The following is a 22,125-nucleotide window of genomic DNA, read 5'->3' as shown; positions in this document are numbered from 1 at the left end:
CGGCATGCGGTTCGTGAGCAGCCGGGAGGACGGTCACCAGTACGTCATCCCGGTGGACGCGATGCCGCTGGTGCGGGACGGACGGCTCGATCGACGCCTGTTCGACCTCAGCACGCTCGGCAAGTTCGGCTACGACGACCGGGCAGCCGAATTGCCGCTGCTGGTCGCGTACCCCGAGAACATGGCGGCGCGGGCACGGACCGCGACCACCGGGGGTGCCGGGCGGGTGCGGGCCGACCTCCCGGCCGCGCACGCGCTCGCGGTCCGGGCGGACCGGGACGACCGGGTGACCCTCTGGACGTCGCTCACCCGAGGTACGCCGTCCGCGCGCACCCTCACCGCGGGGGTAACCCACATCTGGCTGGACGGTAAGCGCACTGTCTCCCTCGATCGCAGCGTGCCGCAGATCGGTGCCCCGGCGGCGTGGCAGGCCGGTTTCGACGGCACCGGCGTCACCGTCGGAGTGCTGGACACCGGGATCGACGCCAGCCACCCCGACTTCGCCGGCCACCTCGCCGAGGTCCGGGACTTCACCGGCGGCAACGACCCCGCCGACTCGGTCGGCCACGGCACCCACGTGGCGTCGACGATCGTCGGCAGCGGCGCCGCCTCCGAAGGCAGGTATCGCGGGGTCGCGCCGGGGGCGAAGCTGCTCGTCGGCAAGGTCTGCGCCACCACCGAGTGCCAGGACTCGGACATCATCACCGGCATGCAGTGGCTCGCGCCACAGACCCGGGTTGTCAACCTGAGCGTGGGCGGCGACGACGCACCCGGCCTCGACCCGCTGGAGACCGCGGTCCAGCAGCTGAGCCACCGGTACGGCACCCTCTTCGTGGTCGCCGCCGGTAACGAGGGGAAGCCGAAGTCGGTCTCCTCGCCGGCCTCCGCCGACGACGCTCTCGCCGTCGCCGCCGTGGACGCCAACGACCAGCGGGCCTACTTCTCCAGCCGGGGTCCGCGCGTCGGCGACAACCACATCAAGCCCGAGATCAGCGCGCCGGGCGTCGACATCGTGGCCGCCGCCCCCGGCGGCGACTACGCCACCATGTCGGGTACGTCGATGGCGACCCCGCATGTGGCCGGCACCGCAGCGATTCTCGCCGGGCAGCATCCGGACTGGACCGGCCCGCAGCTCAAGGCCGCCCTGATGGACTCGGCAAAGCCGACCGGCGAGAACACCATCTACGAGCAGGGTGCCGGCCGGGTGGACATCGCCCGCGCTGTCGCCCAGCCGGTCGCCGCCGACGTCGCCGCCATCGACTTTCCAGTGCAGCGTTGGCCGCACGCCGACGACACCCCGATCACCCAGGTCGTCGGCTACCGCAACACGGGGACCGCGCCGGTCACACTGACGCTGGCCATCGCTCCGGCCCCGGCCGGCATGCTCACCGTCAGCCCGACCACGCTCGTGGTGCCGGCCGGCGGCCGCGCCGAGGCGACGATCACGGTGGACACCAGGGTGGACGCCCCGGACGGCGTCTACCAGGGCGCGCTGACCGCGACCGCCGCCGGCGACCTTCGGGTACGGACGCCATTCGTGCTGAACCGTGAGATCGAGAGCTACGACGTGCGGCTCAACCACACCGGACGCGACGGCAAGCCGGCCACCGAGTACACGACAGTGGCGGCGAACCTGACCACCGGCGAGTTCAGCACCCTCCCCACCACACCGGGCGGTGGCGTCCTGCGGCTGCCCAAGGGGCGGTACGCGTTGTACAGCACCATCCACGAGGGCGCCGTGTCGACCCTGCTCGCGCAGCCGGTCCTCGACGTACGCGGCCCGGTCACCGAGGCGGTCGACGCCCGCAACGCCAAGCCTGTCGCGGTGACAGTGCCGCAAAGCGACGCCGCGCCGACCTCGATCAACGTGAGCGCCAACTGGGACGACGGCATGCGCTACCCGGGCGTCCAGCTCAGCGGAGTCTCCTTCACCGACGTCTTCTTCGGCCGACTCGGGCCCGCCGTCACGGCACCCGAGTTCACCGCGACGCTGGGCGTCGGGCTCGCCCGACCGGGCAGGGACGGCACCTTCCGCAACAGCCCCTACACCTACGACCTGGCGTACGTCGCCAAGGGCGACATGTTCACCGGCCTGACCAGGAAGCTGTCGTCGAAGAACCTCGCCACGGTCAGGACGACCTACCGCAGCCAGTCCACGACGACGACGGGAACCCGGTTCCACCGCGCGTCGGCGCCCGGCGGCGCGGGCCCGATCGGGTCGAACACGCCTGTCGACCTGCCGTTCAGGGGCACCGAGTACTACAACACCGACGGCGGCATCGTCTGGACGTCCACGTTCGTCGAGGGGGACAACCTCACGACGCAGGATTCGACCTTCAGGTCGGGGCGTACGTACACCCAGACCTGGAACGCGGCGCCCTTCGGGCCCTCAGTGACCCAGGCGCCGACCCTGTCACCCCTGGGGTACGCGGGCCGCGACGGCGACACCATCTCGATCGCGTCGGTGCCCCTGTTCGGCGACGCGACCGGTCGCCCCGCGAGCCGCGACGACCAGCCGGTGCGGTTCCGGCTGCTGCGCGACGGTAAGGAGATCGGCACCTCGGACAGCCCGTGGGCCGAGTTCGCGGTGCCCGCCGGGAAGGCCACCTACCGGCTGGAGGCCACCGCCACCCGCGGTGCACCTGACACCCTGTCGACGTCGGTCTCGGTGGCCTGGACCTTCACCTCGGCGCACACCACGTCGCCGGAGCGGTTGCCGCTGAGCACGGCTCGCGCGACGCCAGTGCTCGACGACAGCAACACGGCACGGGCCGGCCGGGTCATGACGATCCCGGTGGCGCTGGACCGGCAGGCTGGCTCGAAGGCCGCACCCAACCGGATGCTCGCCGTGTCCGCGTCGTTCGACGACGGCCGGACGTGGGTCGCCTTGCCGGTGATCCGGAACGTCGCGCTGATCAGCCATCCGCGACGGGCCGGATTCGTCTCGCTGCGACTGACCGCCACCGACACCGCCGGCAACGCTGTCACGCAGACGATCCAGCAGGCCTACCGGATCGCCTGACGCATTGCCCGGTCCGGGGTGGCGGCTGCTGGAGCCGCCACCCCGGACCGAACCTCGGTGCCTCGACACCTCGGTGCCTCGACGCCTCAGGCGGTGAGCGCGCCGTCGACGGCGATGGACGCGCCGCTGATGAAGGTGGCCTCGTCGCTGAGCAGGAACGCGGTGAGCGCGGCGACCTCGTCGGAGGTGCCGGCTCGTCCGGTCGGCTGCGCCGACAGGTGGCGCTCGGCGATCTCCGGGGCCTGGCTGACCACGCCCTGCCAGAGTGGGGTGTCGATCAGGCCGGTGACCAGGGCGTTGACCCGCACACCGGAGCGCGCCACGTCCAGAGCCGCCGAGCGCGTCAGACCGATGACCCCGTGCTTCGCCGCGTTGTAGGCGGCCTGGGTCCCGTCGCCCCTCACGCCGGAGACCGAGGCGTTGTTGACGACCGCGCCACCGCCCGAGGCGATGATCGCCGGCAGCTCGTACTTGAGGCCGTAGAAGACGCTTGTCAGGTTGAGGGCGACCGACCGGTGCCAGTTGTCGCTGTCGGTCTCGCGCACGCTGGCCATCGGGCCCCCGCCGGCGTTGTTGAACGCGCCGTCCAGCCGCCCGTACTCCGTCACAGCGGAGTCGACGAGGCGCGCCATGTCCGCTTCGACAGTCACGTCGGTGGGCACGAAGAGGGCGCTGCCGCCCGCGTTCCTGATCCGCGCGACGACCTCCTCGCCCCGGTCCTTGTCCCGGGCGCCGATGACGACGCGGGCCCCTTCCGTGGTGGCCCGCTGGGCGAACGCCAGGCCCATGCCCTGCGTGCCACCGGTCACGATCAGCACCTTTGCTTCCAACCGTCCAGACATCTCGTCTCACATCCACTTCGACTGGTGAGCCGCCACAGGGGGCCCGTGGGGCTCTTCGTGAGACGGAACGCTAGCCTTTTCTGGAACGTTCGACAAAGTAACGGCACTCACATGCGATGCCTCTGCCGACCCTGTTTCCTCCCGATTTGTCGGCCCTCGGTGCCAAGCCCGGCCGCAAGGGCCGGTGGATCACCTCGTGACAGCCCTGTAATCGCCGGCACATTCTTTGGCGGTCGTTCCACAACGTGGTTAACGTTAGGCGAGTCGCTCGAATCACCCCAAACCTCTCTTAAGGATCACTCATGCCCACAGGTCGCACCGCCCCGGAGTCCCAGCGGTGGAAGGCTCTGTTGTTCATCTCCATCGCTCAACTGATGGTGGTGCTCGACGGGGCAGTCATGAACATCGCGCTCCCCTCGGCGCAACAGGCGCTGCACTTCACCGACGGGAGCAGGCAGTGGGTGGTGACCGCGTACGGTCTGGCCTTCGGCGGTCTGCTGCTTGTCGGTGGCCGGATCGGCGACATGGTCGGGCGCAAGCGCACCTTCCTGATCGCGCTGGCCGGCTTCGCGATCGCCTCGGCAATCGGCGGCCTGGCCGTCAACGCCGCGATGCTGCTGCTCGCCCGAGCACTCCAGGGTGTGTTCGCGGCTCTGCTCGCGCCGGCCGCGCTCTCGTTGCTGTCCCTGTCCTTCACCCAGCCGAGGGAACGCGCGAAGGCGTTCGGCGTGTTCAGCGCGGTCTCGATCGCCGGCGGCGCTGTCGGCCTGATCGTGGGAGGGCTGCTCACCCAGTACCTGAACTGGCGCTTCGCGATGTTCGTCCTCGTGCCGATCGCGGTCATCGGGATACTGGGCGCCAGTCGCACCGTCCACGACGACGGCGAGCGGCACCGCGCCCGACTCGACCTGCCCGGCGTGCTGCTGGCCAGCTCCGGACTCGTCGGCCTGGTCTACGGGTTCGGTGTCGCCGAGAGCCACGGATGGTCGGCCGGGGTGACCATCGGGTCGTTCACCGCCGGGGTGCTGCTGCTGGCGACCTTCGTCGTGGTGCAGGCGCGGGTCAAGTCCCCGCTGTTGCCACTGCGCGTCCTGACCGAACGCAACCGGGCCGCCGCGTACCTCTCGGTTGGACTTGCGATCGTCAGCATGTTCGGGATGTTCCTCCTGCTCAGCTACTACTTCCAGCAGGTCAAGGGATGGTCGCCGGTGCTGGCCGGTCTGGCGTTCATGCCGATGGCAGTGCCGCAGGCGATCGGGGCCACGCAGATCGGCGCTCGACTCGCGCACCGGATCGCCCCCCGGCCGATCATGGTCAGTGGGTATCTCGTCACAGCGGTGGGTCTGGTGCTGCTGGCAGTGCTCGACGCGGACAGCGGCTTCCTGGAGATCGCGTTCGCCGAAGCCGTGATCGGGCTCGGCATCGGCACCGCCTTCATGCCCGCGATGAGCATCTCCACCCACGGCGTCGAGCCCAAGGACGCCGGTGTCGCCTCCGCGATGATCAGCTCATCGCAGCAGGTCGGCGGGTCGATCGGCACCGCCCTGCTGAACACCATCGCGACCAGTTCGGCAGCCACCTACCTGGTTTCACACGGTGGCCCGGCGGCGCAGGCCCAGCAGCGGAACGAGGCGCTGATGCACGGCTACTCGGTCGCGTACTGGGTCGCCGTCGGCTTCGTGCTCGCGGCGGCCCTCGTCTCCGTGGCCATGGTGAACGCCGACGCCCCGAAGCACGTCCCGGCCCCGACGGACGCCCTCGGGGACGTCAGCCCGGTGCCCGTGCACTGACACCTGTCGCACGTGTCGATCCGGTCCGGTGACCGAGGACACGGTGCACTGACTCCGCCGACAGGGTGGAATCAGTGATGTGAGCAGAGAAGGCACCGGCGAGTGACGTCGTGAGGTCCACTCTTTCGACCCGCGATCCGGGTTCGTCCAGCGGTGACGCGACGCCGGCGGCGAACGAATCGATCCGGGTGACGCCCGCCCACCGGCAGCGCTGGGCGGTGCAGATTATGGCTGTCACGCCCGACGACCAGGTGCTGGAGATCGGCTGCGGTCGGGGAGCCGCCGTCTCCCTGGTCGCCGACCAACTCACCACCGGTCGGATCGTCGCCATCGACCGCGCCGCGACGATGGTGCGGCTCGCGACCGAACGGAACCTGAGCCACATCGACGCCGGCAGGGCCGAGATCCGGCGAGCAGGGTTCGAGTCGGCCGACCTGCCTACCGACCACTTCACCAAGATCTTCGCGGTGAACGTCAGCCTCTTCTGGTTGGGCGACGCGGCGCAGCAGATCGCTCGGGTGCGCAGCCTGCTGGCGCCGGGAGGACGGCTCTACGTCGTTGGCGAGCGCCCTACCGAAGCGCACGCCACCGCGAACCTCGCCGCGACCGAACTACTGCTCGAAAGCCACGGTTTCGCCACGTCCACGTCGAGCGCCACCCGTGGTCAGGGCCAGGTGCTGACCTGTGTCACCGGCACGCTGATCCGGTGAGCCTGGGCCTGTCGCAGCGTTGACATGAGCCGGGCGGGCTCGGCGTGACGCCGAGCCCGCCCGTTCCGGGTCAGTCGAGCTTGTTCAAATCGGTCAGCGTTGCAGGGTCAGCAGGCCCGGCCGGTACGGCAGCAGGCCGTAGTCGACGCCGTCGGAGCTGGGGGAACGACCCTGGTAGAGCAGTTGCAGGTTGCAGGCGTCGACGGTCATCGTCTGGTCGGCGTTGGTGCGCAGCAGCTCACCGTGGCTGATGTCGTTGGTCCAGGTCGCACCGCTGTTGACCTTGCCCGCGAACGGGTTGCTCTGGGACGCCGCCTGCGGCGTCCACGAACCGTTCAGGCTGGTCGCCGTGAACGAACGGAAGTAGCGGCCCGTCGAGCCGATCGCCTCGACGATCATGAGGTACTTGTTCAGACCCTGCAGCTTGTAGACCTGAACGGCCTCGAACAGGTTGTTGGTGGTGTCGCTCATGATGGTCGTGTAGCTACTGCCGAAGTTGCCCGGGAAGTTCCCGATCGGCATGCTCGCCCGGTAGATCTTGCCGTTGTCACCGGCGAAGAACAGGTACATGTTCGTACCGTCACCGATGATCGTCTGATCGATCGGACCGGTACCGGAGCCGGTGATGCTTCCGGTGAACAGCGGCTGCGCCGCGGACCAACCGTTCGCGTTGGTGGGGTTGGTCGAGGTCCGGTAGGAGAACGCCGTGCCACCCCACTGGTAGGTGAGCACCCAGATGTTCTTCGGCGCGAAGTAGAAGAGCGACGGCGCGACAGTTCCGGAGTTCATCGTGTTCTGGGTGGCCGAGGCCATCTGTGAGTAGTTCGAGAAGAGGCTGAAGTTCATCGAGCCCCAGCTACTACCGAAGTCGTGCGTGGTGGCGTAGACCAACTGCTGGCCGTTGTACGGGGCGACTGTGAAGTCCTTCAGCGACACCCAACCCGACTTCGGGTTCGCCAACACCCCGGTGGAGGACCACCGGTACGTCGACGGGAGGTCGCACGTGCCGCCCGGCGGCGGGGTCGTCGGCGGCGGCGTGGTGGGGTCGGTCCCACCGCCGACGCGGACGAACTGCCACTGCTGGTTGGCGCCGTTCCAGTCGTCGTACTGCACGATGTTGCCACCGTCGGCGGTCGAGGCGCCCTGCACCTCCATCACCTTGTTGCTGTTCCGGTTGATCAACCGGACGTAGCCGCTGTCCGAGTCGGCCAGCCGGAACTGCTGGTTGGTGCCGTTGAGATCACTCCACTGCACGATGCTGCCACCGTTGGCGGTCGAGAAGCCCGAGACGTCCAGCACCTTGCCGGACAGCCGCGACTTCACCCGGTAGTAGCCACCACCGGAGTCGACGAACTGCCACTGCTGCTGGTTGCCGTTGTTGCGGGCCCACTGGGTGATCCGGGCACCGTCATTCGTGGCCAGGTTGTAGACGTCCAGGGCCTTGCCGCTGTTGCGGTTGACCAACACGTACCACGCGTTCGTGTCGACCGTCGCCGCGGCGGCGGGTGACGACACCACAGTTACGGCGGCACCACCGACCATCAACGCCGCAGCGCTGGCGGCGAGGATGCGGGGCAACCACCACCGTCGCCGCCGTGACGGCGTTGCGATCGATGGAGACCTATCGAGGGCAGACATGATCCTCCTCCAGTGACCAAGAGCCGAACGGCCTGCCCGAGGATGGGCGTACCGCGACGCGTGGCCGAGCGCGCAGACGTCAGATAGTTAGCGTTAACAAGACGCCGGCGAGCTGTGGCGCACGCCTGATTCGAGATCGACGAAGCAGGGCTTGCCCGGAAAGCCGAGGTCTCGTCGTCCTTAGGCATCGACTGTGAGCGATAACATGCCGTTCGTCAAGACGTAATGCGCTGGGAACATCTGCTGCTGCCGGGCTGCGGACCTTGGGGTGAAACGACTTGAACCGCATTCCCGCAGGCATCGACCCAGATCCCCCGCATGGAGCACCGCCGAGCCCTTGAGGAGGCCCCACGAGCGCGTTAACATCGACGGCTGCCCATCGCCCGCGGCTTGCTGGCGGTGCCGATGAACGCAGCCTGACGGGTCGACCAGGAGCGCTGGCGCGGCGACGGTGAGAAAGCGATCACCTGCGAATCAGAGCCGGCCGGTGGCTGGTCGGGGTACGTCCGACTCAGACAGCGCCTCGATCCACAACCCTGAACGTGGTGTTCAGCGGCGCGTCGCCGAGAAACTCGACGACGATCTCTCTTGGCCGGGCTCCACTGCACCGGGCCGTACTCGTCGCTGATGATGGCGTGGGCGGGGGCCCGGAACTCCTCGTCTTGAGAGAGTTCGGCACGGACGACCTTGACCGCCACCCGCCGACCCTGCGGCGAACGGGCCAGGAAGACACTGCCCATGCCCCCGTCACCGAGCCGGTCGAGCACCTCGTACCCACCGAGGCGTGCCGGGTCACCGAGACGCGACCCGTCGCTCACGCCAGATGCCCGCAGAGCGCGACCACCGCGCGAGCCGTTCCGCCCATCACCCGCACCCCTCAGGTCACTCCGATGCCGGCCGCAGCCCATCGTCCGCCCACCGAACCCGGTCGATGCCGTCCGGAGAGTGGACAGGCAGGGGACGACGGTGGTCGGACCATCAGCGATCCGACCACCCGACGCCGCCGCAGAGGTTATCGGCGGCTCCACTGCTGGTTGGCCTGACCGGTGCAGGTCCAGAGGACGAGCTTCGTGCCGTTGCCGGTACCCACGTTGTACGGGTCCAGGCAGAGGCCGGACTGCACCCCTGTGATCGTGCCGTTGGCGTTGACGTTCCACTGCTGGTTCGTTCCGCCGTGGCAGTCGTAGATGGTGACCAGGGTGCCCGGCGAGGTGCCGTAGCCGGCCGCATCGAGGCACTTGTTGCCGTACACGGTCAGCGTCTTGCTGCTCGTGTACGTCCACTGCTGGTTGGTGCGGCCGTGACAGTCCCACAACTGCACCTGGGTGCCGTTGGTGGTCGAAGAGCCGGGGACGTCGACGCAGCGACCGGACAAGGTACCCACGATCGCGGTGGTCTGCCCGGTGCCGCTGCCCGGGTTGCCGATGCTGCCGGGCACCGACTGCAACGCGCTGTACCAGCGGGCGGCCATCTTGTCGTAACCGCCGGAGGTGGGGTGGACGCCGTCGATCAGATCGGCGGTGGTGAGTGCGCTGTGCATGTCGACCAGGCGTACCTTCTTGCCGGCGTTCACCTTGCTCTGCACGATGCCGGGGATCGCCGCGTTGAACGTGCGTGCGGCCGCGTCCTGGTTGCTGTTGGAGAGCGGGATGATCTGCGCGACGAACACCTCTGCGGTGGGAGCCGTTGTGGTGATCCGGTCGATCAGGGTGGAGAGCCGGTTCGGCGCGGTGCTCACGTTGTAGTTCTGCAGGATGTCGTTGGTGCCGATGTGCAGCAGAACGGTCTGCGGCCGCTGGGTGTTCAGCCAGCTGACGATGTTCGCGTCGATCTGGTCGATGCGCCAGCCGGGATGTCCCTGGTGGTCGTGGTCACCCAGGCTGGCAGGCCCGTTGAACTGCGACCCGACGAAGTCCACCGTGTACCGACCGTTGACGAGCCGCTGCCAGAGCCCGATGCGGTACCCGCCCGGCACCTGGGTGCCCTCGGTGATGGAGTCGCCGAGGGGCATCACCCGCACCCCGCCGTTGGATTCCGCGTTGGCCGGTCCGGTCGAGGTCAGCACCCCGGCGAGGACAACACCGAGTGCGGCAGTCGCCGCGAGCCATCTTGCCCTCGTTCGCATAGATTTCTCCCCTGCAGTGGTAGTGCTGACCGAGGAATCAGGCCGTCGCGACCGTCGCGACATCGGCATGACGATGCCGTCGCAGCACTGGGACGGATTGTTAACGCTAACAGCGATTCCTGTAAATTCTTGTCGCTGACCTCGCCCACGTCAAGCGGGCCAGCAACCCGGGTCGCGACGCGGACCCAGCTCGATGCCCGCCGTGCTGGTCCGAGCGACTGATCCACTCCGTTTCGCGACGTCGGGCGTGTCCCGACGCCAGGGACGCCCCGGCTTCACGAAAGAGGAGTGGATCACGCACCTGTTGGAGGCGGTGATGCGCGCCGAGCGCGCCGGCCTCGACGCCGGTGGGGCAGGTGAAAGCGCGTGGGGCCATCGGATCGCCTGTGGCGGTTACGTCGAATGTAGGTCTTTTTCGCATAAGACCGATTGATGTGAGCTTCGCTCGACTACCTTCGCCTTGGTGGCGATAACCGATTTGTCGCCTTCTGCACCGACTGCGACGTGCGGAAAACATGGTGTACGGAGAAGGGCTGGGTAGCTCGATGTCCAACTATCTACACCCGAAGATGAGCGAAGTGGCGGCCGACCAGGCCCCGCTGCCGAAAAGGCGGCGGGCGCGTTGGCTCGTCGCCGGGGCGGCCGGGTTGACCGGGGTGCTCGGTCTGGCCGCCTTCACCTCGGCGGGAGTGAGCGGGGCAGCCGGGAAGGACGACGGCAGCCCGTCGAACGCCGGAGCGCAGGTCCTCGCCGACGGCAGCCGGGGCAGCGGCGACGACCACGGAGGCCAGGACCCGGGTGGCCGCGACGGCAGGGACCACAAGAAAGAGGACGACCATCGCGACGACTTCCGGTCCGTACCCTGCAACGCCGACGAGCTGATCGCGGCGATCGTCCGCGCGAACGCCGACTCCGGGGCGAAGCTCCGCCTCGCCGAGAAGTGCACCTACACGCTCAACAGGTCAGCACCCCAGCCACCGGTGCCCTTCGGCGCGGTCGGCCTGCCGATCATCACCCAGCACGTCGTGATCGACGGAAACGGATCCACAATCGTCCGCGCGGCCAACGCCACCCCGTTCCGGATCCTCGAAGTCGGAACCGGCGGCGACCTGACACTGCGCGACGCCACCATCAAGGGCGGCCTGGCCGAGGGCGGGATCGGCCAGGGCGGCGGTGGCATCCGGATCGACATCGGCGGCAGGGCCGTCATCGAGAACACCGAGGTGGTCTACAACCACACCAACGGCCCGGGTGGCGGCATCGCCAACTACGGCGTCACGAAGATCCTCGGCGGAGACGACCACGGCAACAGCAAGGACTGGGACAGCAAGGACAAGGACCGCGCCAGCACCATCAGCAACAACAGCGCCGTGTTCGACGGGGGCGGCATCTACAACAACGGCAACCTCACCGTGCAGAACACTCGACTGAGCTACAACAACACGATCGGCACCTTCAACATCGTGCCGATCGGCGGCGCCGGCGGCGGGTTGTCGAACAGCCAGGTCGCCGTGCTCGACAACGTCCGCCTGGACAACAACACCGCGGGCTTCCGCGGCGGTGGCATCCGCGGCGGCCTCGACTCCACCACCGAGGCCAGGAACGTCGAGATCAACGACAACCGAGCCGGCAGCGAGGGCGGCGGAATCTTCACCGACGGCGACTTCCGCCTCAAGCACGGCAACGTCCACCACAACGAAGCCGGCCAACGCGGCGGCGGCGTGTTCAACCAGATCAACCAGTTCGTGGCCGAAGAGAGCCAGATCAGCGAGAACGTCGCCAGCACGAACAGCACCATCGAACACGGCGGTGGCGTCTACAACGGCAGCGGCACCGTCGTACTGCGCCGCACCCACGTCGACCGGAACAGGGCCATCGGCTCCAGCTCGCAGGGCGGCGGCATCTACAACAACGCCACGCTCACCCTCACCGAAAGCAAGGTCACCGACAACATCTCCACCCTGGCACCCGGCGGGATCTTCAACGACGGCGGCCAGGTCACGGTGGACCAGCAGACGGCCATCACCGGCAACCGGCCCACCAACTGCACGCCCAGCTCACCGCCGGTGCCCAACTGCTTCGGCTGATCACCCGCTCGCCCCGACACCCGGGTAGCAGGAGATAGGCATCCGGTCCCGCACTGGTTCGGTCACGCAGATCGGACCCGTTGCGGGACCTGATGCCTTCCAGCGGACACCGTGCGACGACGCGCTGCTACTCCACCGCCAGCCGCAGTCCCAGCGCGATCAGGATGCCGCCGGTACCGGTGTCGACCCAACGGCGCACGGTACGACGGCGTCTCAGCCAACCTCCGACCCGACCGGCGAAGACGCCCACCCCACCGTCGATCAGGAACTCCAGGCAGATCAGGATGGCGCCGAGCACGGCGAACTGGATCCACACCGATCCCAGCGACGGATCGACGAACTGGGGAAGAAACGCGACCGAGAAGATGATCATCTTCGGGTTGGACAGATTCGTGAGGAAGCCCGTGAGGTAGGCACGGCGAGCCGAGATGGGCGCGCCGTCACCGGTGGACACCACCAGGTCACCGGACTGCCGGATCATCTGGATGCCCAGGTAGGCCAGGTAGACGGCACCAGCGAGGCGCAACGCGGTGAACGCCTCGGGCACCGCCGTGAACAGTGCGCTGAGCCCGGCGGCCGCCGCGATGACGTGGATGGCCTCGCCGGTCGCGATGCCGGCCGTGGCGAGCAGCCCGGTACGCGGGCCACCACGCATCCCGGAACCGAGGACGAACAGCATGTCCGGACCCGGCGCCAGCGTAGCGACGACAGTGGCGAGCGTGAACGCGGCGAGCAGCCGCGGATCCAGTGGCACCCAGTCAGGTTGGCATACCGCCCACACTCGGGACAATGGATGCCCGTACCGACAAATCCGCGCCACCGTCCGGGCCGGCGCCCGGCCCCCCGCCGTTCGGTAGCTGATGCGACGCGCCACCCGGGCCCTGTCCGGGAAGACGATCTGACCGCAGGACACGGCCGAGCAGGCCCCTGTCGATCTTGCCGTTGGCGGTGAGCGGCAGGGCCTCGAAGCGGGTGAGCCGGCGGGGCACCATGAACGGAGCAAGCGTGGCCCGCAACATGGCCAGCAGTTGCTCCTCGTCGACCACCGGCCCCTCGTAGGCCAGGTGCAACTCCACACCGCCGGTCGGCACGGCGAGGGCCAGGGCGACAGCCTGCGCCACCTCCGGGTGTCGCCGGGCGACCGCCTCGATCTCGCCGAGCTCGACGCGGTATCCGGAAACCTTCACCTGGTGGTCCAACCGGCCGAGGTGGATCAACCGGCCGTTCTCCTGGCGGACCCGGTCTCCGGTCCGGTACCAGTCCGATCCGGACGGCGTGCCATGGCGGAGCCGGTAACTGCCGGAGGCGCCGGTGACGAACCTGTCGATGTCGTCCGCCGGATCGAGATAACCCGGGAACCGCTGCGGGCCCCGGACGCACAGCTCTCCCTCGGCTGCGGGGCGCAGGTCCTCGTCGAGCAACAGCCAGTCGACCGCCGGGTAGGGCTCCCCGATGGGCACGGTGCCGTTCGTGGTGGCCGGCCAGTCGGCGGGCGATGCCGGCAGGCGGTAGCCGGTGCAGGTGACTGTGAGTTCGGTGGGTCCGTACATGTTCTCGATGACGCTGTTCGGCGCGGCAGCCCGCCAGGCGGCCGCAGCGTCGACGGACAGCGGCTCGCCGCAGAACATGCTCCATCGCAACGTCGGCATGCGGTCCGGGCCCAACTGCCGTAGCCGCCGCGCGATGGCGATCACCGACGGCACCGAACTCCAATGGGTGATCTCGCGTTGCCTGACGAACCGGACCGCCGCCATCAGGTCGGCCGGTTGCGGCACCACCACCGTCGCTCCAGCGCCCCAGGTGGCGAACAGGTCGAAGATCGACGGGTCGAAGGTGAGGTCGAACATCTGGGACACCCGGGCGTCGCTGGTCAGCTCCGCGCGTGCGGCCACGGCCCGCAGGAAGGCGAGCACGTTGGCATGGGTCACCGGCACACCTTTCGGCGTACCGGTCGACCCGGAGGTGAACATGAGGTACGCCGGGCGGGCCGCGTCCGCCCGGCGTGCCGGCACCCCGTTGGCAGGTGGGAGCGTGGCGAGAGCACCGTCGTCGACAGGTAACACCGGCACCGCACCGGCGCTGCCACCGGCGTCGGCGAGGACCAGGTCCAGCTCGGCCGCCGTGGCGACGGCCGCGGTCCGCGCGGGCGGATACGCCGGATTGAGCGGCACGACCGTGGCGCCCAGCCGGTACGCGGCGAGATATCCGGCGTACGCACCGGCGCTGCGAGCCGCGAGCAGCCCCAGCCGGCGCGGGGGCTGGCCGAGCCGGCGCACCACCGCGGCGGCGACCCGGCCGGCGAGATCGTCGAGTTCCCCGTACCGGAGCCGGTTGGCTCCCAGGTCCAGCGCGATCCGATCCCGATGCCGGGCGGCGGACTCGGCGAACCAGTCGTACAGCGTGTTCACGCGGTCGTCCCCTCGGTGATGATCCGGTCGAACGCGGCACTGACCACACCCGGTCGGGGCCGCCCACGGTCGGCCGACTCCACGGCGAACCGCAGGGCCCGCGGGAGTTCCTCCCACGCGGAGACAGCCGCAGCGGCGACCGTCGGATCGGTCAGCCCGGCGGCCGACCGGACCCGGTGGCGGAACAACTGGTGCCGGCTGGCCGCCCACAGGTCGTCGGCCAGAGCCGCGAGCCTTGCCCGATCCTCGACCACCGCGGCGAGATGCGTCACCGCGTCCGAGCCGGTGAGCCATCCCGGCTCCACGGGAGTACGCACCGCAGCGGTCCGGGCCAGCCAGCGGTACTGCGATGGCGGTGGCACCTCGACGGGCTCGCCGAGGGCGTGCCGATCGCGGTTGGCGACCGCACCGGACGCCGTGGTGACCGGCGTGAGCAGCACCTTCAGCTCGTCCTCGGTGACCTGCCCGTGGTACGGCCGATGATCGCCGTGCGGGGTCGTCGCGGCGAAGTGGTCCTCCACCTGCCAGCAACCTCCGGGCCGGCCGGTCAGCAGCACCCAGTGCGGCGTCGCGCGGCGCTGGTACTCGGGAGACCAGGGCAGCTGTTCGGTGTTCGCGACCGCCAGGACCTTGCCGTGGGTCTCCAGCTCAGCGGCGATCCCGGCCGTGGCCTCCGCCCACCGGGCCGTCCCGACATATCCCAGGCTGCCACCGTCGATACGGCTGTGGTGCGACAGTGCCGTCGTCGCGGGGAGGACCGCGAGACGAACCGCGTCGGCCAGTTCGGAGCGCAGGTGCGGCCGCCCGGGTGCCAGGTAGGCGGCCAGGTTGCTGGTGTAGCAGCTCAGATCCGCCCAGTTCGTCATCGTTCCCCCTTCCCGGACCACCGTCACCATGCGAGATCGTGCAGGAGGTCGTCGGCCCGGTCGGCGAGCAGCTCACGGGCCACCTCGCCGACACCGCCACCGATGCCGAACACCGCCGCCTCCGTGCGCAGCCGCTGGACGCCGTCGTCGACGAACCCGTCCGCGCCGTGCAGGCGGGCGCATTCACCGAGCACGTGGTCGACGGTGTCGGCGGTGGCGATCTTCACTCGGGCCGCGGCTGCGGGATCGTGGCGCGTGGCGACCAGCGGGCCGGCGGTCACGCACACCGCGCGGAGTTCGTGGACGCGGGCAAGGCATCCGGCCACGTGTCGCCGTACGCCCGGGTCCTGCCAGAGAGAGGTGCCGCCGTCGTCGGGCCGGCGCAGGCGTTCCACGGTGTCGGCCAGCACACGCCGGCACAGGGCGACCGCCCACAGACCACCGGCCAGCCGTTCGGTGGCGATGTGCCGGGCGAACAGTGCCATCCCCCGGCCACGGCCGCCGACCACGGCGGTGGCGGGGAGCTGTACGCCGGTGAACGTCACGTCGCCGAGCCCTGCCCCGTCGAACAGCTCGGTGCGGGCCGGGGTCACCGTTACACCGGGAGCGCCGGCCGGGACCAGCACGAAGCTGAAGCTGGTGAAGTGCCTGCCCTCCTCGTGCCGGGCCAGCACGAGGAACGCGTCGGCGGTACGCGCGTTGGTGATCCACCGTTTCGCCCCGGTCAGTGTGAGCCGGTCGCCGTCGATCCGGTAGCCGCTGCCCAGCGAGCTCAGCTGCGAACCACGGCCGCTGTCGGTGGCGGCAAGCGCCAGCACCGCCCGCCCGGCGGTCACCTCGGCGGTCAGCGGATGATCAGGCAGTGCTGTACGCAGCAGCGGAAGTGCCGCCGCGACCTGCACACAGACGCCCAGTGTGACCCCGATCGGCTGGGACGCGTCCACCGCGGCCAGCAGTCGGCCGAGCCGTTCCGGACTGACCCGTCCGTCCGGCTCGTAGAGGGACGCGATGACGCCGGACGCCCCCAGAGCGGGCCACACCGGACGGTCACCGGTGAGGGCCCGGGCCAGCGCGTCGCCGGACCCTGTCGTCCGCTCACCCACCAACATGGGTGACCTTCCGGTCGAGCAGCACCTGCCGTCCGTCGGCGAGGTCGAGCCGGTCGTTGTGGTAGTTGAGCGACGCCGACCGCAGATCCCGCAGGACCCGTTCGAGGTAGGTGTCCGAGTCCTTGAAGTAGCCGTGCCGCAACCCGACCGCGTCGACGAGTTCCTCGACGGCCTGCCGGCACGACTCCGCCGCGGTCACCTTCAGGCCGTTGAGCAACATCTGCACCGGCGCGGTCGACAGGTCAACGTCGTCCTCGACGATGCGCTGGGCGTGCCGCAGCAGCGCGTGGACGGCGTCGATCCGATGGCGGGCCCGACCCAGACGGGTCAGGAGCAGCTCGGACTGATGGTCGAATCGACGCCGGCCGTCGGGGCTGCGCAGCAGGGTCGCCACCCGGGACAGCGCCCCGGCGGCGGCCCCCAGCCAGCAGGCGGCCCAGCCGAGGTGGGCCAGCGGCGAGAAGAGGGCCAGCGAGATCTCCCGGAACCCGTGCTCTGCGCCGATCAACTGGTGACGGGGGACCGTACCGGTGAGCCGTAGCGCCACACTGTGGCTGGCCCGCATGCCCATCGGTTGCCACTGACCCGACTCGGTGATCTCCAACTGCTCGCGCTCGGCATAGACGAGGCAGACCTGCCCGGGTACGTCGGCGCCGGGGCTGCCCATGGTGATGAGAAAGCCGTCGGCGTAGGCGCCGCCGGTGACGATCGGCGCGAACCGCTCGATCAGCAGTCCCTCCCCGGTGTCCCGCAGCGGCGCGCTCGCGGACAACAGGTGACCGCCGGTGCCCGCGGCGGTGGTCACCGACGCCAGATAACGTTCGCCAGCGGCGATGCGCGGCAGAAGAGTGGCCCGCAGCTCATCGTCGCCATACCTGGCGACGGTGGCGACCTGCTGGCAGTGCATCGCGAAGATCAGAGCCACCGACAGATCGGCGCGGGCCAGCGACTCGGCGCAGTCGATCAGTTCTGTCGGGCCGCCGCCCAGCCCGCCGTACGCGGCCGGCACGACCAGCGCCAGCAGCCCGGATGCGCGCAGTTCGGCCAGCGCCTCGGTGGGGAAGACCGCCTCGTCATCGGTACGCCGGGCATGTTCCCGGGCCACCGCCGCGACCCGTTCCACCCGGCCGGCCAGGTCGACGGCCGTAGCCGCCACCGCCGTCATGAGGCGTCACCGCGAGCGTTGCACACGGCCGCCCAGAGGCTTCCGGCAGTGGCGAACGTGCTCTCGGTCAACGCCTCGTCGGGAAGGCTGACGCCACAGTCGTCCTCGATGGCGAAGAGCAGTTCGATCGACTGCATCGAGTCCAGGCCCAGATCGTGCAGTGAGGCGTCGGCGGTGATCTGGTCGGGGGTGGCGTACTTGAGGAAACGCGACAGCAGCGCGACGAACTCCGGATTCACAGCGGCTCTCCCAGGGAGATCGGGGTACGGACCAGGTCCATCCGGGACACGTGCCAGGTGGCCGGTTCCGGGGCGGTGGAGTCGAGAACCACCTCGGCCGGCAGCGGGTGGCCCAGGAAGGCGAGCAGGCTCGCGTCCAGGCCGTAGGCGCCGACGTTGGGTACAGCCAGCAGGTCGCCGGGTTCGAGCCGGGGCAGTTCGACGCCCCGCGCCCATACGTCCAGCGGAGTGCACAGCGGGCCGCACACGGTGGTCGGCACCGTGTCCGCTGTGGGTGCCGCAGCGTCGACCGGGATCAGGCTCGGCACCAACGGTGGGAGGCGGCGCAGCCCCGACAGGCCGCCGAGGTGGTTGATGCCCGACTCGAGGACGACCAGGTAGCTGCCGTGCGACGATTTCGCGTCGAGGACCCGGGTGAGCAGGGTGCCGGCGGTACCGACGAGATAGCGGCCCGATTCAAAGGCGATCCGGGGTCGGCCGACCCGCCAGTCCGGTACCTCCGCGTCCAGCAGGGCGGTGAGCGGCTCACGCAGCCCGGACAGGTCGAGGCGACCGCCGGCCCGGGCGAACGGCGCACCGAACCCGCCGCCGAGGTCGAGCACGTCCAGGCGTACCCCTTGGGCACGCAGCACCTCGCGCAGGTCGGCGGCGGTTCGCAGGCTGCTGGTGAACTGGGCGAGCAGATCGCCAACGGTGGTCAGGTTGGTGCCCATGTAGAGGTGCAGCCCGGTCACTGTCACGTGCGGCCGGTGCCCGAACCGCTCCGGGGCGGTCGCCACCCAGCGGGCGTCGGCACCGAACGGCGACGACACCCCGGTCATGGTCAGGCCGGGCCGGGACGCGGGCGCGTCGGCGTTGATCCGCAGCAGGCACCACACCGGCACGCCGGCCGCTTCCGCACACCGGTTCAGCTGGTCCAGGGCGTTCGGCGAGTCCACCGAGAAGTGCCGCACGCCCCCGGCAAGCGCGGCGCGCAGATCGAGGTCGCGTTTGCCGGGACCGGCGTACAGGATGGTGCCGGGATCCCAGCCGGCCGCCAGGGCGGCGCTGAGTTCGCCCGGCGAGCAGACCTCCGCACGACTGCCGGCGTCGCGCAGCGCCCGCAGCAGTTCCGGGTGCCGGTTGGCCTTCACCGAGTAGTACGTGTCGGTCCCCTCGGGCAGGGCGATGCGCAGGGCGGCGAGGTTGTCCCGGGCGGCTGCCAGGTCGTACACGTAAGCCGGGGTTCCGGCGGTGGCCGCGACCTGGCGGGCCAGCTCGTCGTCAAGCATTCTCGGCCACCAGGGTGGTCAGAGCCTTGCGGTCGATCTTGCCGTTGTGGGTCAGCGGCAGACCGTCGACCACCACGCACCGTTGCGGGATCTTGAACACCTCGAGGTGGTCACGCAGCCGGTCCAGCACCGTCTCCGCCGCCAGCTCCGTGACGGCGACCAGCACCGACCGCACGCCGTCGCGCGGTGGCAGGACCGCGACGGACGTGACCCGCGGTATCCGGCGAGCGGCGGCCTCCACCTCGGTGGCGCTCACCCGGTATCCGCGTTCCTTGTAGACGTCGTCGGTACGACCGTCGACGTAGACCCAACCCCCGGTCTCCACCCGGCCCTGGTCGCCGGTGCGCAGCTGGGTGGTGAGGCCCTCCTCCACCCGGAACCGGTCGGCGGTCAGCTTCGGACGCCGCCAATAGCCGGACATCACATGCGGGCCGCGGACCACCAGCTCGCCGACGGCACCGTCGGGCAGACGACGTCCCTTACTGTCGATGGCGAACACTTCCGTCCCGGTCAGCGGCCGGCCGCTCGACCCGGGCCGCTCCCGATCACCGTCCGGGGGCATGATGGCGACCCGCTTGCATTCGGTCAGGCCGTACATCACCTGGGTCCGCAGGGTCGGCATCCGGGCCCGCAGCGTCTGCAGCAGGTCCGCGGGCATCGCCGCGCCGGTGGTGGTGAGCAGCCGCAGCTCCGGCGGGTCACCGCCACGGCCCAGCAGCCGGGCCAGCATCTCGGCCGTCGACGGGACTGCCGCGAGCACTGTCGCGCCGGTCGCGGTGAGCGCCGCCGTCAGGCCGGGGCCGGTGACAGTCAGTCCGGCCAGGTGTATCCGAGCGCCGCTGAGCGCACCGAGGAAGAGCTGGTACAGCCCGTAGTCGAAGGAGACCGGTGACGGGCAGAACACCACGTCGTCGCGGCGATAGCCGATGGCGTCCTGGATGGCCGCGACAGCGAACAGCATCTGCTGGTGGGTGGAGACCACCGCATTGGGTCGAGCCGTGGAACCGGAGGTGTAGACGAGACACACCGGGTCCACCGTCAGCGGCTCACCTCCCGGCGGCAGCCCGTCCAGCGGTGCCCGCGCCACCAGTCCGCTGAGGTCGCCCGCCGCGGACCCGGACTCGGCCGCCAGGACTCTGACCTCCGCGTCATCGCTGAGGACCAGGGCCGGCTCACAGTCATCGAGCACATGTCGCAGCGGATCGCCGCGGAGTTGTTCGTGCAGGACGACGAAGATGACGCCGACACGGGCCGCGGCGTACAGGACGGCGGGCAGGACCACCGACGGCGGTGACACGATCACCAGCCGGTCACCGCGGCGCAGCCCGGCCCCGAGCAGCCCGGCCGCGATCCGGCGACCCGATCTCACCACCTCGGCGAAGGTGGTCCGGTCCGGGCCCGCGGTGACGGCCACGTCGTCGGGGGCACGCCGGGCCGCCGTGTCGAAGAGCTCGTGCAGCAGGGTCATCGGGCGCCGGCCCCGGCGCGGGCGACGATCCGGCACAGGCCGTCGAGGTCCTGCAGGTTCTCCGGCACGAGATCGTCGGCGGACAGCTCCACACCAACCACCCGTTCCACCAGTTCGACGATCTCGACGATCCGCAACGAGCCGTACTCGGGGGACGTGTCGAACCGGGCGCCACCCAGCACTACTGGCACGGGCAGGCGGAGGACGGACGCGGCGGCCTCGGCGACGTGCTGCCGCCACTGCTGCCCGCCGGCCGCCGGTACGGCGAAGAGCACCTGGTCCCGGTGCAGCAGCTCACCGAGTCGCCGCAGCGGGGCCTCCGACGCCGGCCGGCCGCGCTGCGCCATCCGCCACGCGACGTAGGTCTGCTGAACCAGCCCCTGCCAGGCCCCGAGATGTTCCTGGAGTTCCATTCCGCGGCTGGCGGCGTGCAGCAGCCGGGACCGGGCGAGCAGCCAGGTCTGCAGGGTCAGGCGGGCGAGCGCGGCAGCCGGGTCCGCGGCGTCGGCGTACGCGGCCAGGTATTCGGTCGGGTCGTCGAGCTGGACCGTCGGCCTCGGGTCGGGCAGCGCCGCCGTGCCGAAGCTGATCACGTCGGCGGTGTCGCCGAGTGCCGTGATCAGGTCCTTCACGTTCAGGTCCCAGTGGCCCGGTACTGCCGGCCCCCATCGGGTGTCGTTGCGGTAGGCGTCCCAGACACGTACGCCGTCATCGTGGGAGTGCACGAGGAAGCTGTGCCGCATGTGCTCCTGCCCGGCGTAGGGAAGCCACGGCAGGTGGTAGGCGTCGGCGACGACGTAGAGCGGCTCGGGCCCGCCGATCAACTCGGGCACCCGGTCCGCCGGGCAGGCGTCCCAGCGCTCGTCGACCGCGAGTCCGAGGAGCCCGGCCGAGTGATCCACCTGGTCGGCAAGAACGGGTTCGACTGTCCACCAAGCGTCGTCGAGCCGGGGCCGGAAGGCGAGCCGCGCGCCGAGCCGCAGATGGGTGCCGGGTCCGTGCCGCACGTCGGCCAGCAGCGCCAGATTGACCTGCACGCAGTCGAACAGGTCGGCGGGCAGCGCATCGAGGGCCGCGCCGAACTCGGCGGCGGCGCCGCTCATCGGGCGGCCCGCTGCACGAGGTCGACCAGGTCGCCCACGGTACGCGGCAGGGGGGCGGAGAACAGATCGTCGGGCAGCGTGACACCGAGCTCCTCTTCGATCTTGAGCAGTACGGCGAGCAGGCCCAGCGAGGTCACGTCCAGCAGCGGCCCGGCGAGCGGCTCTGTCTCGGTGATCCGACCGGCGCTGATCGTCAGCTGGGACTGTGCGATGACGACCCGCTTGACGGTGTCCGCAACTGCGGCGCGGTCGGCGGTTCCGGTGGGCACTCTGTCGCTCCTT

General features: G+C 70.0%; 19 protein-coding genes. 5 read left to right on the top strand and 14 right to left on the bottom strand.

Annotated elements, in window-relative coordinates; translation table 11 throughout:
* The first annotated feature begins 4 nt into the window (after nucleotides 1-4).
* Nucleotides 5-3,022 carry a S8 family serine peptidase gene (locus AB0B94_RS05030; RefSeq protein ID WP_357268326.1) on the top strand — a complete coding sequence of 1,006 codons (3,018 nt, stop codon included), beginning with the start codon at nucleotides 5-7 and terminating at the stop codon, nucleotides 3,020-3,022.
* An 86-nt stretch (nucleotides 3,023-3,108) separates the two neighbouring features.
* On the opposite strand, the gene AB0B94_RS05025 is transcribed toward AB0B94_RS05030, so the two are convergent.
* A complete protein-coding gene (locus AB0B94_RS05025; RefSeq protein ID WP_357268323.1) occupies nucleotides 3,109-3,864 on the bottom strand; it encodes an SDR family oxidoreductase in 756 nt (251 codons plus the stop codon).
* A gap of 302 nt (nucleotides 3,865-4,166) precedes the next feature.
* Between AB0B94_RS05025 and AB0B94_RS05020 the strand changes: the two genes are divergently transcribed.
* Nucleotides 4,167-5,654: an MFS transporter gene (locus AB0B94_RS05020; RefSeq protein ID WP_357268321.1), complete on the top strand. Its 1,488-nt coding sequence runs from the start codon at nucleotides 4,167-4,169 to the stop codon at nucleotides 5,652-5,654.
* A 110-nt stretch (nucleotides 5,655-5,764) separates the two neighbouring features.
* Nucleotides 5,765-6,364 carry a class I SAM-dependent methyltransferase gene (locus AB0B94_RS05015; protein WP_357268319.1) on the top strand — a complete coding sequence of 200 codons (600 nt, stop codon included), beginning with the start codon at nucleotides 5,765-5,767 and terminating at the stop codon, nucleotides 6,362-6,364.
* Nucleotides 6,365-6,457: 93 nt separating this feature from the next.
* Here the strand turns inward: AB0B94_RS05015 and AB0B94_RS05010 are convergent, their stop codons facing one another.
* The 3 genes from AB0B94_RS05010 to AB0B94_RS05000 all read right to left on the bottom strand — a co-directional run bounded on the left by AB0B94_RS05010 (nucleotide 6,458) and on the right by AB0B94_RS05000 (nucleotide 10,127).
* Complete coding sequence (locus tag AB0B94_RS05010) at nucleotides 6,458-8,002, bottom strand: non-reducing end alpha-L-arabinofuranosidase family hydrolase (RefSeq protein ID WP_238668946.1); 1,545 nt, start codon at nucleotides 8,000-8,002, stop codon at nucleotides 6,458-6,460.
* Nucleotides 8,003-8,361: 359 nt separating this feature from the next.
* Nucleotides 8,362-8,820: a hypothetical protein gene (locus AB0B94_RS05005; RefSeq protein WP_357268316.1), complete on the bottom strand. Its 459-nt coding sequence runs from the start codon at nucleotides 8,818-8,820 to the stop codon at nucleotides 8,362-8,364.
* Between the two features lie 194 nt (nucleotides 8,821-9,014).
* Nucleotides 9,015-10,127 (bottom strand): ricin-type beta-trefoil lectin domain protein, encoded by a 1,113-nt coding sequence (locus AB0B94_RS05000; RefSeq protein WP_357268313.1) that lies wholly within the window; start codon nucleotides 10,125-10,127, stop codon nucleotides 9,015-9,017.
* A 193-nt stretch (nucleotides 10,128-10,320) separates the two neighbouring features.
* On the opposite strand from AB0B94_RS05000, the gene AB0B94_RS04995 reads away from it, so the two are divergent.
* Both AB0B94_RS04995 and AB0B94_RS04990 read left to right on the top strand, forming a co-directional pair.
* Nucleotides 10,321-10,560 carry a hypothetical protein gene (locus AB0B94_RS04995; RefSeq protein ID WP_357268311.1) on the top strand — a complete coding sequence of 80 codons (240 nt, stop codon included), beginning with the start codon at nucleotides 10,321-10,323 and terminating at the stop codon, nucleotides 10,558-10,560.
* Nucleotides 10,561-10,672: 112 nt separating this feature from the next.
* Entirely contained in the window at nucleotides 10,673-12,214 is a 1,542-nt protein-coding gene (locus AB0B94_RS04990; RefSeq protein WP_357268309.1) for a hypothetical protein, read from the top strand.
* A gap of 127 nt (nucleotides 12,215-12,341) precedes the next feature.
* On the opposite strand, the gene AB0B94_RS04985 is transcribed toward AB0B94_RS04990, so the two are convergent.
* Genes AB0B94_RS04985 through AB0B94_RS04940 form a run of 10 tightly spaced genes read right to left on the bottom strand, consistent with a single transcriptional unit; the run spans nucleotide 12,342 to nucleotide 22,112 of the window.
* Complete coding sequence (locus tag AB0B94_RS04985) at nucleotides 12,342-12,968, bottom strand: LysE family translocator (protein ID WP_238668942.1); 627 nt, start codon at nucleotides 12,966-12,968, stop codon at nucleotides 12,342-12,344.
* A gap of 4 nt (nucleotides 12,969-12,972) precedes the next feature.
* Nucleotides 12,973-14,622 (bottom strand): amino acid adenylation domain-containing protein, encoded by a 1,650-nt coding sequence (locus AB0B94_RS04980; RefSeq protein ID WP_357268307.1) that lies wholly within the window; start codon nucleotides 14,620-14,622, stop codon nucleotides 12,973-12,975.
* Entirely contained in the window at nucleotides 14,619-15,488 is an 870-nt protein-coding gene (locus AB0B94_RS04975; protein ID WP_357268305.1) for a hypothetical protein, read from the bottom strand. Before AB0B94_RS04975 ends, AB0B94_RS04980 begins: the two co-directional genes overlap by 4 nt.
* A gap of 23 nt (nucleotides 15,489-15,511) precedes the next feature.
* Nucleotides 15,512-16,597, bottom strand: a complete 1,086-nt coding sequence (locus tag AB0B94_RS04970) for an acyl-CoA dehydrogenase (protein WP_357268303.1) — start codon at nucleotides 16,595-16,597, stop codon at nucleotides 15,512-15,514.
* Complete coding sequence (locus AB0B94_RS04965) at nucleotides 16,584-17,762, bottom strand: acyl-CoA dehydrogenase family protein (protein WP_357268301.1); 1,179 nt, start codon at nucleotides 17,760-17,762, stop codon at nucleotides 16,584-16,586. Before AB0B94_RS04965 ends, AB0B94_RS04970 begins: the two co-directional genes overlap by 14 nt.
* Nucleotides 17,759-18,001 (bottom strand): phosphopantetheine-binding protein, encoded by a 243-nt coding sequence (locus AB0B94_RS04960; RefSeq protein ID WP_357268298.1) that lies wholly within the window; start codon nucleotides 17,999-18,001, stop codon nucleotides 17,759-17,761. The genes AB0B94_RS04965 and AB0B94_RS04960 overlap by 4 nt, the downstream gene beginning before the upstream one ends.
* On the bottom strand, nucleotides 17,998-19,272 hold the full coding sequence (locus AB0B94_RS04955) for an alanine racemase (protein WP_357268296.1): 1,275 nt from the start codon (nucleotides 19,270-19,272) through the stop codon (nucleotides 17,998-18,000). The genes AB0B94_RS04960 and AB0B94_RS04955 overlap by 4 nt, the downstream gene beginning before the upstream one ends.
* Entirely contained in the window at nucleotides 19,265-20,740 is a 1,476-nt protein-coding gene (locus AB0B94_RS04950) for a class I adenylate-forming enzyme family protein (protein ID WP_357268294.1), read from the bottom strand. The genes AB0B94_RS04955 and AB0B94_RS04950 overlap by 8 nt, the downstream gene beginning before the upstream one ends.
* The gene (locus AB0B94_RS04945) at nucleotides 20,737-21,843 is read right to left on the bottom strand and encodes a hypothetical protein (protein ID WP_357268291.1); all 1,107 of its coding nucleotides are present in this window, start codon (nucleotides 21,841-21,843) and stop codon (nucleotides 20,737-20,739) included. The genes AB0B94_RS04950 and AB0B94_RS04945 overlap by 4 nt, the downstream gene beginning before the upstream one ends.
* Nucleotides 21,840-22,112: an acyl carrier protein gene (locus AB0B94_RS04940; protein WP_357268289.1), complete on the bottom strand. Its 273-nt coding sequence runs from the start codon at nucleotides 22,110-22,112 to the stop codon at nucleotides 21,840-21,842. Before AB0B94_RS04940 ends, AB0B94_RS04945 begins: the two co-directional genes overlap by 4 nt.
* Nucleotides 22,113-22,125: the final 13 nt, after the last annotated feature.

This window comes from Micromonospora sp. NPDC048986, assembly GCF_040649335.1.
In the GTDB taxonomy this organism is placed as follows: Bacteria; Actinomycetota; Actinomycetes; order Mycobacteriales; family Micromonosporaceae; genus Micromonospora; species Micromonospora alfalfae.
The sequence above is the reverse complement of the archived record's forward strand: the minus strand, read 5'-3'. Positions and strand labels throughout refer to the sequence as shown.

Excerpts from the sequence above, each read along its gene's own strand:
- AB0B94_RS05030 (WP_357268326.1), top strand. The coding sequence starts at position 5 with ATGCGGTTCGTGAGCAGCCGGGAGGACGGTCACCAGTACGTCATCCCG.
- AB0B94_RS05025 (WP_357268323.1), bottom strand. The coding sequence starts at position 3,864 with ATGTCTGGACGGTTGGAAGCAAAGGTGCTGATCGTGACCGGTGGCACG.
- AB0B94_RS05020 (WP_357268321.1), top strand. The coding sequence starts at position 4,167 with ATGCCCACAGGTCGCACCGCCCCGGAGTCCCAGCGGTGGAAGGCTCTG.
- AB0B94_RS05010 (WP_238668946.1), bottom strand. The coding sequence starts at position 8,002 with ATGTCTGCCCTCGATAGGTCTCCATCGATCGCAACGCCGTCACGGCGG.
- AB0B94_RS05000 (WP_357268313.1), bottom strand. The coding sequence starts at position 10,127 with ATGCGAACGAGGGCAAGATGGCTCGCGGCGACTGCCGCACTCGGTGTT.
- AB0B94_RS04995 (WP_357268311.1), top strand. The coding sequence starts at position 10,321 with ATGCCCGCCGTGCTGGTCCGAGCGACTGATCCACTCCGTTTCGCGACG.
- AB0B94_RS04990 (WP_357268309.1), top strand. The coding sequence starts at position 10,673 with ATGTCCAACTATCTACACCCGAAGATGAGCGAAGTGGCGGCCGACCAG.
- AB0B94_RS04975 (WP_357268305.1), bottom strand. The coding sequence starts at position 15,488 with ATGACGAACTGGGCGGATCTGAGCTGCTACACCAGCAACCTGGCCGCC.
- AB0B94_RS04970 (WP_357268303.1), bottom strand. The coding sequence starts at position 16,597 with ATGTTGGTGGGTGAGCGGACGACAGGGTCCGGCGACGCGCTGGCCCGG.
- AB0B94_RS04965 (WP_357268301.1), bottom strand. The coding sequence starts at position 17,762 with ATGACGGCGGTGGCGGCTACGGCCGTCGACCTGGCCGGCCGGGTGGAA.
- AB0B94_RS04955 (WP_357268296.1), bottom strand. The coding sequence starts at position 19,272 with ATGCTTGACGACGAGCTGGCCCGCCAGGTCGCGGCCACCGCCGGAACC.
- AB0B94_RS04950 (WP_357268294.1), bottom strand. The coding sequence starts at position 20,740 with ATGACCCTGCTGCACGAGCTCTTCGACACGGCGGCCCGGCGTGCCCCC.
- AB0B94_RS04945 (WP_357268291.1), bottom strand. The coding sequence starts at position 21,843 with ATGAGCGGCGCCGCCGCCGAGTTCGGCGCGGCCCTCGATGCGCTGCCC.